Origin of the sequence: Roseomonas gilardii, assembly GCF_001941945.1 — a bacterium.
In the GTDB taxonomy this organism is placed as follows: domain Bacteria; phylum Pseudomonadota; class Alphaproteobacteria; order Acetobacterales; family Acetobacteraceae; genus Roseomonas.
In genome coordinates this window covers 3,594,293-3,608,576 of sequence record NZ_CP015583.1, presented here as the reverse complement: position 1 = coordinate 3,608,576, position 14,284 = coordinate 3,594,293, and the positions used below count along the sequence as shown (strand labels likewise).

12 protein-coding genes are annotated in these 14,284 nt (G+C 72.6%); 8 read left to right on the top strand and 4 right to left on the bottom strand.

Going from position 1 to position 14,284, the window contains the following annotated elements; translation table 11 throughout:
- Nucleotides 1-56: 56 nt before the first annotated feature.
- From RGI145_RS16415 to RGI145_RS16400, 4 genes are all read left to right on the top strand, one after another.
- Nucleotides 57-1,826 carry an IlvD/Edd family dehydratase gene (locus RGI145_RS16415; RefSeq protein WP_156878577.1) on the top strand — a complete coding sequence of 590 codons (1,770 nt, stop codon included), beginning with the start codon at nucleotides 57-59 and terminating at the stop codon, nucleotides 1,824-1,826.
- A gap of 149 nt (nucleotides 1,827-1,975) precedes the next feature.
- Nucleotides 1,976-2,740, top strand: coding sequence for a 2-keto-4-pentenoate hydratase (locus tag RGI145_RS16410; protein WP_075799197.1), 765 nt, complete (start codon nucleotides 1,976-1,978; stop codon nucleotides 2,738-2,740).
- A gap of 245 nt (nucleotides 2,741-2,985) precedes the next feature.
- Complete coding sequence (locus RGI145_RS16405) at nucleotides 2,986-3,933, top strand: 2-hydroxyacid dehydrogenase (protein ID WP_075799196.1); 948 nt, start codon at nucleotides 2,986-2,988, stop codon at nucleotides 3,931-3,933.
- Nucleotides 3,934-4,104: 171 nt separating this feature from the next.
- Entirely contained in the window at nucleotides 4,105-4,899 is a 795-nt protein-coding gene (locus RGI145_RS16400) for a YdcF family protein (RefSeq protein WP_075799195.1), read from the top strand.
- A gap of 17 nt (nucleotides 4,900-4,916) precedes the next feature.
- Here the strand turns inward: RGI145_RS16400 and RGI145_RS26130 are convergent, their stop codons facing one another.
- Nucleotides 4,917-5,279 (bottom strand): MucR family transcriptional regulator, encoded by a 363-nt coding sequence (locus RGI145_RS26130; RefSeq protein ID WP_167668300.1) that lies wholly within the window; start codon nucleotides 5,277-5,279, stop codon nucleotides 4,917-4,919.
- A gap of 456 nt (nucleotides 5,280-5,735) precedes the next feature.
- Here RGI145_RS26130 and RGI145_RS25810 point away from each other — a divergent pair, with 456 nt between their 5' ends.
- A complete protein-coding gene (locus tag RGI145_RS25810; RefSeq protein ID WP_167668298.1) occupies nucleotides 5,736-5,933 on the top strand; it encodes a hypothetical protein in 198 nt (65 codons plus the stop codon).
- Between the two features lie 540 nt (nucleotides 5,934-6,473).
- On the opposite strand, the gene RGI145_RS16390 is transcribed toward RGI145_RS25810, so the two are convergent.
- Nucleotides 6,474-7,226 carry a glucose 1-dehydrogenase gene (locus RGI145_RS16390; RefSeq protein WP_075799193.1) on the bottom strand — a complete coding sequence of 251 codons (753 nt, stop codon included), beginning with the start codon at nucleotides 7,224-7,226 and terminating at the stop codon, nucleotides 6,474-6,476.
- 32 nt (nucleotides 7,227-7,258) lie between these two features.
- Complete coding sequence (locus RGI145_RS16385) at nucleotides 7,259-8,695, bottom strand: aldehyde dehydrogenase family protein (RefSeq protein ID WP_075799192.1); 1,437 nt, start codon at nucleotides 8,693-8,695, stop codon at nucleotides 7,259-7,261.
- A 302-nt stretch (nucleotides 8,696-8,997) separates the two neighbouring features.
- On the opposite strand from RGI145_RS16385, the gene RGI145_RS16380 reads away from it, so the two are divergent.
- Nucleotides 8,998-9,693 (top strand): winged helix-turn-helix domain-containing protein, encoded by a 696-nt coding sequence (locus RGI145_RS16380; protein WP_075799191.1) that lies wholly within the window; start codon nucleotides 8,998-9,000, stop codon nucleotides 9,691-9,693.
- 39 nt (nucleotides 9,694-9,732) lie between these two features.
- Here RGI145_RS16380 and RGI145_RS16375 read toward each other — a convergent pair whose 3' ends face one another.
- The gene (locus RGI145_RS16375; RefSeq protein WP_075799190.1) at nucleotides 9,733-10,785 is read right to left on the bottom strand and encodes an Ldh family oxidoreductase; all 1,053 of its coding nucleotides are present in this window, start codon (nucleotides 10,783-10,785) and stop codon (nucleotides 9,733-9,735) included.
- 410 nt (nucleotides 10,786-11,195) lie between these two features.
- Here RGI145_RS16375 and RGI145_RS16370 point away from each other — a divergent pair, with 410 nt between their 5' ends.
- Both RGI145_RS16370 and RGI145_RS16365 read left to right on the top strand, forming a co-directional pair.
- Entirely contained in the window at nucleotides 11,196-12,587 is a 1,392-nt protein-coding gene (locus tag RGI145_RS16370; protein ID WP_075799189.1) for a sensor histidine kinase, read from the top strand.
- Between the two features lie 105 nt (nucleotides 12,588-12,692).
- Entirely contained in the window at nucleotides 12,693-14,249 is a 1,557-nt protein-coding gene (locus tag RGI145_RS16365; RefSeq protein WP_075799188.1) for a DegQ family serine endoprotease, read from the top strand.
- Nucleotides 14,250-14,284: the final 35 nt, after the last annotated feature.

The window sequence follows — 14,284 nt, the reverse complement described above, 5'->3', positions numbered from 1 at the left end:
AGAGCGGTGATCCGGGAACCGGGCGCCGGCGACGGATGACAGGGCAGGAGAGCATCATGGCCAAGCTACGCAGCCAGAACTGGTTCAACGACCCCTCCGACCCGGACATGACGGCGCTGTATCTGGAGCGCTACCTGAACTACGGCCTGACGCCGCAGGAGCTGCAATCCGGCCGCCCGATCATCGGCATCGCCCAGACCGGCAGCGACCTCGCCCCCTGCAACCGCCACCATATCGAGCTGGCGGAGCGCACGCGGGCCGGCATCCGCGACGCCGGGGGCATCCCGCTCGAATTCCCCTGCCACCCGATCCAGGAGACCGGCAAGCGCCCCACCGCGGCGCTGGACCGCAACCTTGCCTATCTGTCGCTCGTCGAGGTGCTCTACGGCTATCCGCTCGACGGCGTGGTGCTCACCACCGGCTGCGACAAGACCACGCCCGCCCTGCTGATGGGCGCCGCCACGGTGAACATCCCGGCCATCGTCCTCTCCGGCGGCCCGATGCTGGACGGGCACTACAAGGGCAAGCTGGCCGGCAGCGGCACCATCATCTGGGAGGCGCGGCGCCGCATGGCGGCGGGCGAGATCGGCTACGAGGAGTTCATGGCGCTCGCCGCCGCCTCCGCGCCCAGCGTCGGCCACTGCAACACCATGGGCACGGCGCTGTCGATGAACTCGCTGGCCGAGGCGCTGGGCATGAGCCTGCCCGGCTGCGCCTCCATCCCCGCCCCGTACCGGGAGCGCGGGCAGATGGCCTACATCACCGGCAAGCGCATCGTGGAGATGGTCCATGAGGACCTGACGCCGCGCAAGGTGATGACCAAGGAAGCCTTCGAGAACGCCATCATGGTGGCCTCGGCGCTCGGTGCCTCCACCAACTGCCCGCCGCACCTGATCGCCATCGCGAAGCATGTCGGCGTGGAGCTCAGCCTCGACGACTGGCAGCGCGTCGGCCACGAGCTGCCGCTGCTGGTCAACTGCCAGCCTGCCGGTGCCTATCTCGGCGAATCCTTCCACCGGGCCGGCGGCGTGCCGGCGGTGATGAAGGAGCTGCTGGAGGCCGGCGTGCTGCATGGCGGCCCGGTGGGCGTCAGCGGCCGCCCGATCGCCGAGAGCCTGGCCAGCGTGACGGTGGAGGACCGCGACGTGATCCGCCCCTTCTCCGCGCCGCTGATGCCGGAGGCGGGGATGCTGGTGCTGCGCGGCAACCTCTTCGATACCGGCGTGATGAAGACCTCGGTGATCTCCAAGGAGTTCCACGACCGCTACCTGTCCAACCCCGACGATCCGGACGCCTTCGAGGGCCGTGCCATCGTCTTCGAGGGGCCGGAGGACTACCACAAGCGGATCAACGACCCGGCGCTGGAGATCGACGAGTACTGCATCCTCTTCATCCGGGGTTGCGGCCCGGTCGGCTATCCCGGCTCGGCGGAGGTGGTGAACATGCAGCCGCCCGACGCGCTGATCCGCCGTGGCGTCAACGCGCTGCCCTGCATCGGCGACGGGCGGCAGAGCGGCACCTCGGCCAGCCCCTCCATCCTCAACGTCTCGCCCGAGGCGGCGGTGGGCGGCGGCCTCGCCCTGTTGAAGACGGGCGACCGCGTGCGCTTCGACCTGCGCGCCCGGCGGGTGGACCTGCTGATGCCGGAGGAGGAGATCGCCGGGCGCCGCGCCGCGCTGAAGCCCTTCGTGCCGAACAACCAGACGCCCTGGCAGCAGCTCTACCGCGAGCGGGTCGGCCAGCTTTCGGACGGCGCCTGCCTGGATTTCGCCACGGCCTATCAGGACGTCGTCCATACCAAGGGGATGCCCCGGCACTCTCACTGAGGCGCGGAGGGCCGGCGGGGACGGCACCCCCGGCGGGGTTTCCAACTCCCGCCGGGGGGCGCATCGTCCGCCCCGTTCCCGACCACCCCGGCGCCGCCCCCGGGGCCCGGGGGTCCGTGCGGGCGGCCAGACTGATGGAAGCGAGTTTCATGACCGATCTGCGCGCCGCCACCGAGGCGTTGCTCCAGGCCCGCCGCAGCCGCGACTGGATCGCCGTCCTGCCCGACGGAGCCCGGCCGCAGGACGAGGGCGAGGCCTATGCCATCCAGGATGCGGTGGCGGCGGGGCTGGCGCCGGAACAGGGCGGCATCGCCGCCTGGAAGGTCGGCGCCGCCAATCCCGAGGCCCCGCCCTTCGCCGCGCCCATCCTGGCCGGCACGCTGCGCTTCGACGAGAGCCCCTTCGCCGCCGGCTTCTTCCAGGTGATGGGGGCGGAGGCCGAACTCGCCTACCGCATGGGCCGCGACCTGCCGCCCCGGGCCGAGCCCTATGCGCCGGAGGAGGTGCTGGACGCGGTGGCCAGCCTGCACCCGGCCATCGAGATCGCCGATACGCGCTTCATGGGACTGAACACCACCGACAGGCTGAGCCACCTGGCCGATCAGCAGAGCCATGGCGCGCTGATCGTCGGCCCGGCGCTGACGGACTGGCGCGGCGTCGTGCCCACGGCGCAGCCCTTCACCCTGCGCCTGAACGGCCAGGTGGCGGCGGAGGGAAGGGGCGGCAACCCGGCCGGCGACCCGGCGCGCCTGCTGCACTGGATGGCGAACCATGCCGCCGCGCGCCATGGCGGGCTGAAGGCCGGCGACGTGGTCACCACCGGCTCCTGCTGCGGCGCCATCCCCGTGCCGCCCGGCACCGTGGTGGAGGCGGAATTCCCCGGCATCGGCACGGTGCGGACCACCCTCGGCTGAACGCGCGCCGCCGGACGGCGCCCGGTCCGCTGCGGGGCTGATCGCCGCGGGGCGCATTGTCCGGCGGCGTGGAGCCGCGCCCCGGATGATGGGGCGGAGCCCCCCGGTCGGTGGAGGCTTGCGGACAGGGCATGGCGGGGCGGGGAAGGGCGGGAAGCATGGCCCTCCTTTCCGCGCCGGATGTTGAAACGCCGCCGGAGAGACCATGTGAAGCGCGTGGGCGCGGAACCACAGGGAGAAAGAACATGAGCCAGAAGCCGGCGATCCTGGTGATGTCGTCGCTGATGCCGTCCATCGAGGCCAAGCTGGAGGCGTCCTTCGAGCTCCACCGCCTGCCCCCGCCGGGCGAAAGGGATGTCTTCCTGCGCGAAACGGGGCCGCGCATCCGTGGCGTCGCCACCAGCGGCACCGCCGGGCTGCCGCGCGCGGTCATGGAGGCTCTGCCGGCGCTGGAGATCGTCGCGGTCAACGGCATCGGCGTGGATGCGGTGGACACGGAGCAGGCGAAGCGGCGCGGCATCCCCGTCACCGCGACGCCCGGCGTGCTCACCGAGGATGTCGCCGATCTGGGCATGGCGCTGATGCTCGCCGTGTCGCGCAACCTCTGCAACGCCGACCGTTTCGTGCGCGAGGGGCGGTGGGAGCGCGAGGCCATGGCGCTCGGCCACAAGGTCAGCGGCAAGCATCTGGGCATCCTGGGCATGGGCCGCATCGGACGCGCCGTGGCGCAGCGCGCCGCGGGCTTCGGCATGACCATCGCCTACAACGACCTGCACCCGGTGGAGGGCCTGCCGGACTGCCGCTTCGTCCCCTCGCTGGTGGAGTTGGCGAGGGAATCCGACTTCCTGGTGATCACCGCTTCGGGCGGGCCGGAATCGCGGGGCCTCGTCAACGCCCATGTGCTCGACGCGCTGGGGCCGGAGGGCATCCTGATCAACATCGCCCGCGGCTCCATCGTTTCGGAGCCGGCGCTGATCGCGGCCTTGCAGGAGAGGCGCCTGGGCGGTGCCGGCCTCGACGTCTTCGCCGACGAGCCGCACGTGCCCGAGGCGCTGCGCCGCATGGAGAACGTGGTGCTGCAGCCGCACCGCGCCAGCGCCACGGTGGAGACCCGGCTGGCCATGGGCAATCTCGTGGTGGAGAACCTGCGGGCACATTTCGCCGGGCAGCCCCTGCCGACGCGGGTGGCCTGACGCCCCCGTCGCCGGCCCTGGAGCGGCCATGCCAGAGCGGCTTCCGTTCGCCCCGGCTCACCGCGACCGCTCCAGCCCGTTGTTTCGAGCGCATCTTCGCGCGTCCGGATAATTTCATCCGAACGCGATCTGCTCTAGCCTGCCCGGGCACGGGAATGCAGGCATGGCCGCTTGAGCTTCCAGATCTCGAAGATCCTCTCGCTGCTCGCCCAGCCGAGCTTCCTGCTGTTCCTGTGCCTCCTGCTGGGCACCCTGCTGGTCTGGCGCCGCTGGCGGCGCAGCGGGCTCACGCTCCTTGGCCTGGCGGCGGGGGTCCAGGTGGTCCTGCTGCTGCTCCCGGTCGATTCCTGGCTGCTGGCGCCGCTGGAGAACCGCTTCCCGCAGCCCGATCCGCCCCCGGCCCATGTGGATGGCGTCATCGTGCTGGGCGGGGCGGTGCGGACGGAGCTGACCGAGGTGCATGGCATCCCCTCGCTCAACGGCGCGGCGGAGCGGATGACCGCCTTCGTGGGGCTGGCCCGGCGCTATCCCGGGGCGCGGCTGGCCTTCACCGGTGGCAGTGGCCGGCTGGTGGCCGGGCATGTCACGGAATCCGAGGTGGCGCGCCGCCTTTTCGAGGAACTCGGCCTGACCCGGCCGGTCATCTACGAGGACGAGTCCCGCACGACCTATGAGAACGCGGTCTTCCTGCGGCAGCAGATACGGCCCGGGCCGGGGGAGACCTGGCTGCTGGTGACTTCCGCCGCGCACATGCCGCGCTCCGTCGGCGTGTTCCGGCGGGCGGGGTGGCAGGTGCTGCCCTGGCCGGTCGACTACCGCAGCGGCGCGCCCTATGGCGAAACGCTGGAGAACAGCCTGCCCGACAAGCTCGGCAACCTCGACAGCGCCGTACATGAATGGCTGGGCCTGCTCGGCTACCGGCTCATGGGGCGCAGCGCCACGCTCTTCCCGGCGCCCGGGGAATAGGGCCGCCGTCCCGGCGATCAGCCCTTCTGGGCGCTCTCCGCACGGCGCCGGGTCGGGGAGGCTGCCACGGGGGGCGGGCGGACCGGCTCCGGCGCCCCGTCCGCCACTCCCACCGGACCCGTCAGGGCGCGGTGCACCTCGGCGATCAGGCTGGGCAGGTCGGTGGTCTGCACCGCGTTGTTCGAGACATGGGCCGCCACGATCTGCACGGTCAGCGACACCGGATCGCGCTTCTTCGGAGCCAGCAGTCCCGGGATCTGCTTGCGGGGGCGCTTCCGTGCCAGGGCTTCCGGGTGCAGCAGGCTGCCCAGGCCGGCGCCGGCCAGGAGGGCGGCGGCGGCATCGGCCCGGACCTCCTCGCCCTCTGCGGGGGCCGCCACGGGGATGGGTTCGGGAGATTCGGCAACGTTCCCGGCGGTCTCCGCCGGGCTGTCCACGGTGCCTGCCTGAATGTCCGGTGAAGCGTCCTGGAGGGCCAGGGCAGGCTGCTCCGGAGTCCTGGATGCCGTCCTGCCAGCGATCCGGCGGCGCCGCGCGACGCTTTCCGCCGGCGGGGTGGCAGCCGGGGGAGGCGGGGCAGGGGCATCCTGCGCGGGCGGTGGCGGCGATGCCTCAACGGCCGGGCGTGCTTCGGCCCGGGGGACAACATCCTGGGATGCCGGAGCCTGGGATGTTGGCGCCTGGGATGTTGGCGACTGGGGCAACGAGGCCGAAGGCGCGGCATTCCGCGGCGCCGGGGCAGCGGGGGCCTGGGCCGCGCCGGCCGGCGGGACGTCGGCTGGTGGAGTGGCGGCATGGCTGCCGGAAGGCCCCGTGGGAAGGCCAGGCGCGGGCGCATGCGCGAGGAGGCGGCGCAGCGTTCCGGCGGTCTCGTGGAACCCGTCCCGGCGGCTCACGACAAAGGCCTTTCCGTCCAGCCAGAAGATCCGCTGCTGCATGGACAGGCGATGGATCTGGGATTCGGTCGCCGGCAGGAAACGGCAGCCGAGCGATTCCGCGATCGCATACTGCTCGCGCGTCAGTTGCACCGATGAATTCTCATAATATCTGCAGAACCTGTGCGAAGGGCAAACGGGACAGGACTTGGCGGCGACTTGCTTCCTGCTGTCACGCCCTGCGTTCCAATCTGTCTTCCGTCACGAAGTTCCTGGCCAAACAACGAATGCGAATGCCCTTTCGGACGCCTTGCGCGGGACGGGTCCCGTATGGGCCAACCCGGCGTTTTTCCCCGATGCCCGTCCGGATCATGGATCGGGGCGGGTTTTGCCCGCTTCCATCCACAGAGGCAATCCATGGATGCGGATGCCCATGGGAAGGATGGGCCGCGGACCGGCAGGCACGATGGCGCGAAGCCCGGCTCGCCACGGCATTCTGCGCGCAAGAGGCATGGGATGCCAGCGCAATTTCCGGCACCCGTCACGGCGCCGGAGAACGCGGTTCCGTCGCGCCGTCAGGCCGGCCGGCGGAAGAGGCGCCTCCCCGCACCGGCCGGTGTGGGCCTTTCCCCTTGCGCGGCCACCCCGGCCCCGCGGGAGATGCCTGCCCGCGGAAGCCGGGGCTTCCGCGGGCCGGTGTCAGACGGTGCGCCCGCCATCCACGGGAAATTCCACGCCCGTGATGAATTCGGCCTCGTCGGAGGCGAGGTAGAGCGCCGCGTTGGCGATATCCTCCGCCCGCGACATGCGGCCGAGCGGAATGGTGGAGACGAATTTCGCGCGGTTCTCGGGCGTGTCGGGCACGCCCATGAACTCGCTGAGCAGGCCGGTCGCCCCCATCACCGGGCAGATCGCGTTCACGCGGATCTTCCACGGCGCGAAGTCGAGCGCGAGCGACTTCGACATCACGTTCACCGCGCCCTTGCTGGCATTGTACCAGGACAGGCCCGGACGCGGCCGCAGCCCGGCGGTGGAGCCGATGTTCAGGATCACGCCGCCGCCCGCCTCGCGCATCACCGGCACGACCTCGCGCGCGAAGAGGTAGATCGACTTCACGTTGACCCGCATGACGCGGTCGAAGGTTTCCTCGTCCACGTCCAGCACCGGCTGGTTGCGGTGCGTCGTACCGGCATTGTTCACCAGGGTGTCGATGCGGCCGCCGAAGGCGGCGCGCACCTGCTCCACCGCGCGGTGCACGGAGGGGCCGTCGCCCACATCCGCCGTGACGGCGATGGCATCGCCGCCGATCTCGCGCGCCACGCGCTCCGCCGCATCGGCGCGCAGGTCGAGCACGGCGACCTTCGCGCCTTCCTGCGCGAAGCGCTTCGCGATCCCCTCGCCGAAACCGCTGCCCGCGCCGGTGACGATCGCGACCTTGTCCTTGAGTCTCATGCTATTTCCTCCCTCGAAATCATACGCCCTGATCAGGCGCCGTGCCGGATCGCGATGGTCTTCAGCGTGGCGAAGCCATGGAGCGCGGCGAAACCCTTCTCGCGCCCATGGCCGGAGCGCTTCATACCGCCGAAGGGCAGTTCCACGCCGCCCGCCGCGCCGTAGTTGTTGATGAAGACCTGTCCCGTGCGCACGCGCCGCGCCAGCCGCATCGCCTTGCCGACATCGCGCGTCCAGACGCCGGAGACCAGGCCGAACTCCGTGCCGTTGGCGACGCGCAGCGCCTCCGCCTCGTCGCGGACGCGGATGGCGACGAGGACGGGGCCGAAGATCTCCTCCTGCGCCAGCACATGGTCCGGCGGCACGTCGCCGATCAGCACCGGCCGCACGTAGAAGCCGTCGCGCGGCAGGTTCGATCCCAGCTCGCCCTGCGCCAGGATGGGCAGCCCGTCGCGCTCCGCGATGGCGAGGTAGCGCTCGATCCGCTCCTTCTGCGCCGCGTTCACCACCGGGCCGAGATCGAGGTCCTGCGATGCCGCGCCGACGCGCAGCTTGCGGAAGCGCGCGGCGAGGTCGGCGGTGAAGCTGTCGTAGATGGAATCCTCGATCAGCACGCGCGATCCGGCGGAACAGGTCTGGCCGGCATTCTGGATGATCGCCTTCACCACGGTCGGCGCCGCTTCCGCCAGGTCGGCATCGGCGAAGACGATCTGCGGCGACTTGCCGCCCAGTTCCAGCGTGACGGGGATGGTGTTCCGCGCCGCCGCCGCCTGGATCAGCGTGCCGACCTCGGGCGAGCCGGTGAAGCTGATATGGCTGATGCCGGGATGCGCGCTCAGCGCCGCGCCGACCTCCTCGCCCAGCCCGGTGACGACGTTGAACGACCCCGCCGGGAAGCCCGCCTCGTTGGCCAGCCGCGCCAGGGCCAGCGCCGTCAGGGAGGTGTCCTCCGCCGGCTTCAGCACCACCGCGTTGCCCATGGCCAGCGCCGCGCCCACCGAGCGGCCGGTGATCTGCAGCGGATAGTTCCAGGGCACGATATGCGCGGTGACGCCATGCGGCTCCCACATCGTCAGGACGGTGTAGCCTTCCTGGAAGGGGATGGTCTCGCCATGCACCTTGTCGGCGGCGGCGCCGTAGAACTCGAAATACCGCGCGCAGGCGGCCACGTCCGCCGCCGCCTGGGCCAGCGGCTTGCCGACATCCTCGCTTTCCATGCGGGTCAGCGCCTCGGCATCCCGCCGGACCAGTTCCGCGAAGCGCAGCAGCAGGCGGCCGCGCGTGACGGCGTCGAGACGGCCCCAGTCGCCCTCCATCGCCGCCTGCGCCGCGGCCACGGCGGCATCCACATCCGCCGCGGTGCCGCGCGCGATCTGGGTCATCACCTGCCCGTCCGAGGGGTTGACCACCGGCAGGGCCTTCTCCGAGCCGACCCAACGGCCCCCGATGAAGTGCTTGTGCGTTTCCATGGGCAGTACCTTCCTCCGAACGGGCGTCGCCACGGCCCGGAAGGACAAGGTCCGCGGCGGCCGGCCGACCCCGAAGGGCGGCGAGCCCGGCGCTTCCTCCGTTCCGGCCGCTCCCGCGACTCTTGGCCGGGAGAGTGGCATCGCCGCCGCCCCAGGTCCAACCCGGGCCCCGGCATGCCGGACCTGCCGGGAACGGGGTGGTCCCGTGGCACGGCCCCGTCGCGTTGTCGCCCGGTCCGATCTGCGCCACAACGGCAGCCATGGTCTTCTGGACCGGAGGGCGGGGCTGAGGTGGCGGCGGCATGCGTATCCTGGTGATCGAGGATGATACGGTGACGGCCGACTACATCGCCAAGGGCCTGGGCGAGGATGGCCATGTCGTGGACGTGGCGCGCAACGGCAAGGACGGGTTGTTCCTCGCGCTCAACGAGCCCTTCGACGTGATCGTCACCGACCGCATGCTGCCCGGACCGGACGGCGTCGCCATCGTGCGGGCCCTGCGCGCCTCGGCTATCGCCACGCCTGTCCTGATGCTCACCGCCCTGGGCGAGGTGGACCGGAAGGTGGAGGGGCTGGAGGCAGGGGCGGACGACTACCTCGCCAAGCCCTTCGCCTTCGCCGAGCTGCGCGCCCGGCTGCGCGCCCTGGCCCGCCGCCCCGTCGCCAGCATGGAATCCACCGAGCTGTCCCTGGCCGACCTGCGCATGGACCTGCTCCGCCGCACCGTCACGCGCGGCGCGCGCGTCATCGAGCTGCTGCCCACCGAGCTCCGCCTGCTGGAATACATGCTGCGCCATCCGGGCGAGGTGCTGACCCGCACCATGCTGCTGGAGAAGGTCTGGGATTTCTCCTTCGACCCCACCACCAATGTGGTGGACGTCCATGTCAGCCGCCTCCGCCGCAAGCTGGAGGCGGGCGGCGAGCCGCCGATGATCCGCACCGTGCGCGGCGCGGGCTATGCGCTGGAGGCGCCGGAACACGGCGCCGGCGGGGGATAGGGCGCGGCGCCTTCCCCCGGCCGGGACCGCGTGCCGTCCTCAGGGCATGGCGACGCCGAGCTTCTCCGCCCAGGGCCGCAGCGAGTCGAGAATGCCCGGCCGCAGCGCCAGCCCGTCGCGTTCCGCCGCCGCCCGCCGGCGCAGCCCGGCCTCCCCGGGCAGGCGCACCGGGCCGAAGCCCGGGCGTGGCGGGCTGGCGCGGCAGTTGCCGGTGATGGCGTCGGTTTGCCGGGTGAAGGCCTCCAGCCCGGCGAAGGCGGCGGGGTCGAAGAGCTGGAGGAAGACGGCGTTCGACATGCCCGGCGCCCCGTCGGCCCGGCCATGGCCGGACAGGCCCTGGCTCAGCGCCTCGGCGGTCAGGGCCCAGCCATAGCCCTTCTGCCCGTGGTCCTGCCCGCCCGCCGGCAGGACCGTGCCGCCGCGCTGGATCACGGTGGGGTCCTCCGTCACCTGGCCCTCCGCATCCATCAGCCAGGGGCGCTCGTAGCGCCGTCCCTCGCGGATCAGGCGCAACGCCATGTTGTTGGTGGTGATGGAGGCGCTGACATCGATCATCACCGGGTCGCCGCCGGTCGGGAAGCCGAAGGCGAAGGGGGCGGGGGAGAGCGTGCCCTTCACCCCGCCGAAGGGCGCCACCGAGGCCGCGCCGGGGGCCGAGGAATGGATCGAGAGCACCAGCCCCCGTTCCGCCGCGCGCTGCAGATAGGCGGCGAGGCAGCCGGTGTGGTGGCAGTCGCCGATGGCGATGCTGGCGATGCCGAATTGCGCCGCCCGCTCATAGGCGGTCTCCAGCGCCCGCAGCACCAGCCAGGCGCCGGGCAGGCGCCTGCCGCGCCAGGCCATCGCCGCGCCCCGGTCGGAAAGGATCTCCGGCTCGCCCCGCAGGGCCATGGTCCCGGCCTCGATCTCGCCCAGGTAGCGCGCCGCCAGTTCCAGCCCGTGCGTGTCGTGGCCGAGCATGTCGGCCTCGACCAGGATATCGGCGACGGCCTCGGCCTTCTCCGCCTCCATCCCCGCCGCGCCGAAGAGTTGGGCGGCGAAGGCGCGCAGCGCCTCGGGCCGGTGGCGCGGGGCAGCCGCGGACGCGCTCACGCCGGCGCCCCGGCGGAGGCTGCCGTGGAGGCCGGTGCGGGAATGGGGCCGTTGGTCTTCATGCTCTGGCGTTCCTTGTCTGTCCGTCGTCCCGTGGCCCCGGGGGCGGGGCCGTGCGGGACAGCCTGCCACGGTCTGAGCCGCTCCGGCACGGGGGGCGCCATGGGGATGAGGCCTTTCCCGGCGAGAGGCCTGGGGCGGGAGTGGGGAGCGTGAGCCCGGCCCGCCGCCATCCGGACTCGCCTCGCGGGCCGGTTTCGCCCTACAGCCATCGCAGCCGCCGCCCGCGGGGCGGGAATCGTGGTGCCGGAATGCCGCCGCCCGCCGCATGATCCGCTTCCGGGCCTCGTGCGCCCGGCCTTCGATGCCCCCCCGGCATCGTGTTCCTGGAGCCCGGTTCCCCAAGCCCCATGCGCCTGCGCCGCCATTTCCGCTGGACCCGCTCCTTCGCCCCGCGCGCCGCGCTGCTGATCGCCGCCGTGGTGATGCTCGCCTCCGGCCTGGGCGCCGGCTGGGGCTGGCTGCGTGCCCAGGCGGCGCTGAACCAGCAGCTCGACCTGATCCTGGCCGCCGAGGCCGAGGGGTTCCTGCGCGAATACGAGGCCGGCGGCCTGTCCGGCCTTGCCACCGTGGCGCAGTCCTATGTCCGGCGCAGCGGCCCGCTCCGCGTGCAGTTGCAGACTGCCGATGGCCGCCCCCTGCTGGGCGACCTGCCCGGCGTGCCGCCCGGCCTGCGCGGCTTCGCCACACTGCGAGGGCGGGACGGCACCCGGCTGCGAGCCCTGGGCACCGTGCTGCAGGGCGGCGTCGGGCTCGTCCTCGCCACCGACCTCGCCCCGGCCGAGCGCGCCGCCGCCGCCCTGGCCTGGACGCCCTGGATTTCCGGCGCGCTGGGAGCGGTGCTCGCGCTGGCCCTGGGCTTCCTGGCGGCGCGCAGCCTGGAGCGGCGCCTGGCGGGGGTCAGCACCGCCGCCCGCGCCGTGATGGCGGGGGATCTCGGCCGCCGCCTGCCCGCCTCGGGGCGCGGCGACGAGTTCGACCGCCTCGCCGCCACGATGAACGCCATGCTGGAGCGCATCGAGCGCCTGGTCGCCGAGGTGCGGCAGGTCACCGACGACGTGGCGCACGACCTCCGCTCGCCGCTTTTCCGCCTGCGGCAGCGGCTGGAAACCGCCCTGGCCGGCGCCCGCGCGCCGGAAGCCGATGCCGCCACGCTGGAGGCGGCGATCGGGGAGCTCGACGGCATCCTCGCCACCTTCTCCGCCCTGCTGCGCATCGCCCGCACCGAGGCGGGGACGGGGCGGGACGACATCGCCCCGCTCGACCTTTCCGCCCTCGCCGCCCAGGTGGCGGAGGTCTATGCCCCCGTCGCCGAGGAGGCCGGCCGGCGGCTGGAGACGGCGATCGCCCCCGGCCAGCGCATCGCCGGCCATGCCACCCTGCTGCGGCAGGCCCTGGCGAACCTGCTCGACAACGCCCTGGCCCATGGTGGCGACACGCTGTGCGTCTCGCTGCGTCCCGGCCCGGTGCTGGAAGTTTCCGACGACGGCCCCGGCATCCCGGCCGGGGAGCGGGAGAAGGTGCTCCGCCGCTTCTACCGCCTGGACCGCAGCCGCAACACGCCGGGGACCGGCCTGGGCCTCGCCCTCGTGGCCGCCGTGGCGCGCCTCCATGACGGCCGGCTCGAACTCCGCGACGGGCCGGGGGGGAGGGGGCTCACCGTCGTCCTGGACCTTTCCGCCGCCAGCAAGGCTCAGCCTTCTTCCGGAGCGCTGTCACGGGGGGCTTCGCCGGAACTCTGAAAACTCTTTCATGATCCTGTCGGAGCGCCTCCAGCGGTCCGGGTCCAGATGGCATCCATCGCGGTGGCATCACCACCGGCCGCAATCCTGAGAGGAACCGCTCGGATGTCGAACCCCTTCCGCAATCGTCGCAACGCCGCCTTCGCCGCCGTGCTGCTGGCCGGTACGGCCCTGGGAGGCGTGGCCGCCGGATGGGCTCCCGCCTTCGCCGAGGGTAGCCCTGTGGGTGGCCCCGTGGGTGGCCAGATCCAGCCTGCCGCCGCCGTGGTGGCCCCGGCCATGCAGGGCCTGCCCGGCTTCGCCGATCTCGTCGCCAAGGTCCGCCCGGCGGTGGTGACCATCACCGCCATCGAGAAGCCGCAGCAGCAGGCCGAGGCCGGCTCTCCCTTCCCGCCGGGCTCGCAGCAGGACCGCATGTTCCGCCGCTATTTCGGCGCCCCCGAGGGTGGGCCGCAGGGCGGCCGCCAGGGTGGCCGCGTGGCCGAGGCGCTGGGCTCGGGCTTCCTGGTCGATGCCGAGGGGCATGTCGTCACCAACAACCACGTCGTGAAGGACGCCGCCTCGGTGAAGGTGACGCTGGATGACGGGCGCGAGCTGCCGGCCAGGATCGTCGGCCGCGACGAGCGCACCGACCTGGCGCTACTGAAGATCGATGCCGGCAGCAACCTGCCCTTCCTGAAGCTGGGCGATTCCGACAAGGCCCGCCCGGGCGACTGGGTGGTGGCGGTGGGCAATCCCTTCGGCCTCGGCGGCACCGTGACGGCGGGCGTGGTCTCGGCCCGTGGCCGCGACATCGGCGCCGGCCCCTATGACGACTTCCTGCAGGTCGATGCCCCGATCAACCGCGGCAATTCCGGCGGCCCGCTCTTCGCCCAGGACGGCACGGTGATCGGCGTCAACACCGCCATCTTCTCGCCCAGCGGCGGCTCGGTCGGCATCGGCTTCGCCATCCCCTCGAACATCGTGCAGACGGTGGTGGCGCAGCTGGAGAAGAACGGCCATGTCGAGCGCGGCTTCCTCGGCGCCAGCACCCAGCCGGTGACCGCCACCATGGCCAAGGCGCTGCAGATCCCCGAGGCCCAGGGCGCGCTGGTGGCCCAGGTCGAGCCCGACAGCCCCGCCTCCCGCGCCGGGCTCAAGGCGGGCGACGTGATCACCGCCGTGGATGGCGCCACGATCCACAGCCCGCGCGAGCTGGCCCGGGTGATCGCCGACCACCATCCCGGCACCGAGACGACGCTGACCGCGCGCCGCGACGGGGAGGACCAGAAGCTCTCGGTGAAGCTGGCCTCGCTGCCGGCCCAGGACGGGGCCCGCGCCCAGGCCGGCAACGAGGAGGGCAGCCAGCCCCGCTTCGGTATCGGCCTCGCCAGCATCCAGGATGCCGAGCGGCAGGGCCTCGACCTGCCGCGCGGCACCAAGGGCGCCGTGGTCTCGGCCGTGGAGCCGGATGGCCCCGCGGCCCAGGCGGGGCTGCAGCCGGGCGACGTGATCACCAGCGTCGCCGGCAAGCCGGTGGCCGACCCCGAGGAGGCCGCGAAGGCGATCCGCGAGGCGGCCCAGAGCCGTGGCGGCGCGGTGGCCCTGCGGGTGCTGCGGGACGGCCATGGCGCCTTCGTGGCCATGCAGGCGCCGCAGGCGGGCAAGTCCAACCAGGGCTGAACCCCCGGGGACACGGAACGGAATGGGCGGCTCCC

Bases quoted from the DNA above. Each gene is read 5' to 3' on its own strand.
- RGI145_RS16415 (WP_156878577.1), top strand. From the start codon at position 57: ATGGCCAAGCTACGCAGCCAGAACTGGTTCAACGACCCCTCCGACCCG.
- RGI145_RS16410 (WP_075799197.1), top strand. From the start codon at position 1,976: ATGACCGATCTGCGCGCCGCCACCGAGGCGTTGCTCCAGGCCCGCCGC.
- RGI145_RS25810 (WP_167668298.1), top strand. From the start codon at position 5,736: ATGCGCGAGGAGGCGGCGCAGCGTTCCGGCGGTCTCGTGGAACCCGTC.
- RGI145_RS16365 (WP_075799188.1), top strand. From the start codon at position 12,693: ATGTCGAACCCCTTCCGCAATCGTCGCAACGCCGCCTTCGCCGCCGTG.
- RGI145_RS16380 (WP_075799191.1), top strand. From the start codon at position 8,998: ATGCGTATCCTGGTGATCGAGGATGATACGGTGACGGCCGACTACATC.
- RGI145_RS16390 (WP_075799193.1), bottom strand. From the start codon at position 7,226: ATGAGACTCAAGGACAAGGTCGCGATCGTCACCGGCGCGGGCAGCGGT.
- RGI145_RS16385 (WP_075799192.1), bottom strand. From the start codon at position 8,695: ATGGAAACGCACAAGCACTTCATCGGGGGCCGTTGGGTCGGCTCGGAG.
- RGI145_RS16370 (WP_075799189.1), top strand. From the start codon at position 11,196: ATGCGCCTGCGCCGCCATTTCCGCTGGACCCGCTCCTTCGCCCCGCGC.
- RGI145_RS16405 (WP_075799196.1), top strand. From the start codon at position 2,986: ATGAGCCAGAAGCCGGCGATCCTGGTGATGTCGTCGCTGATGCCGTCC.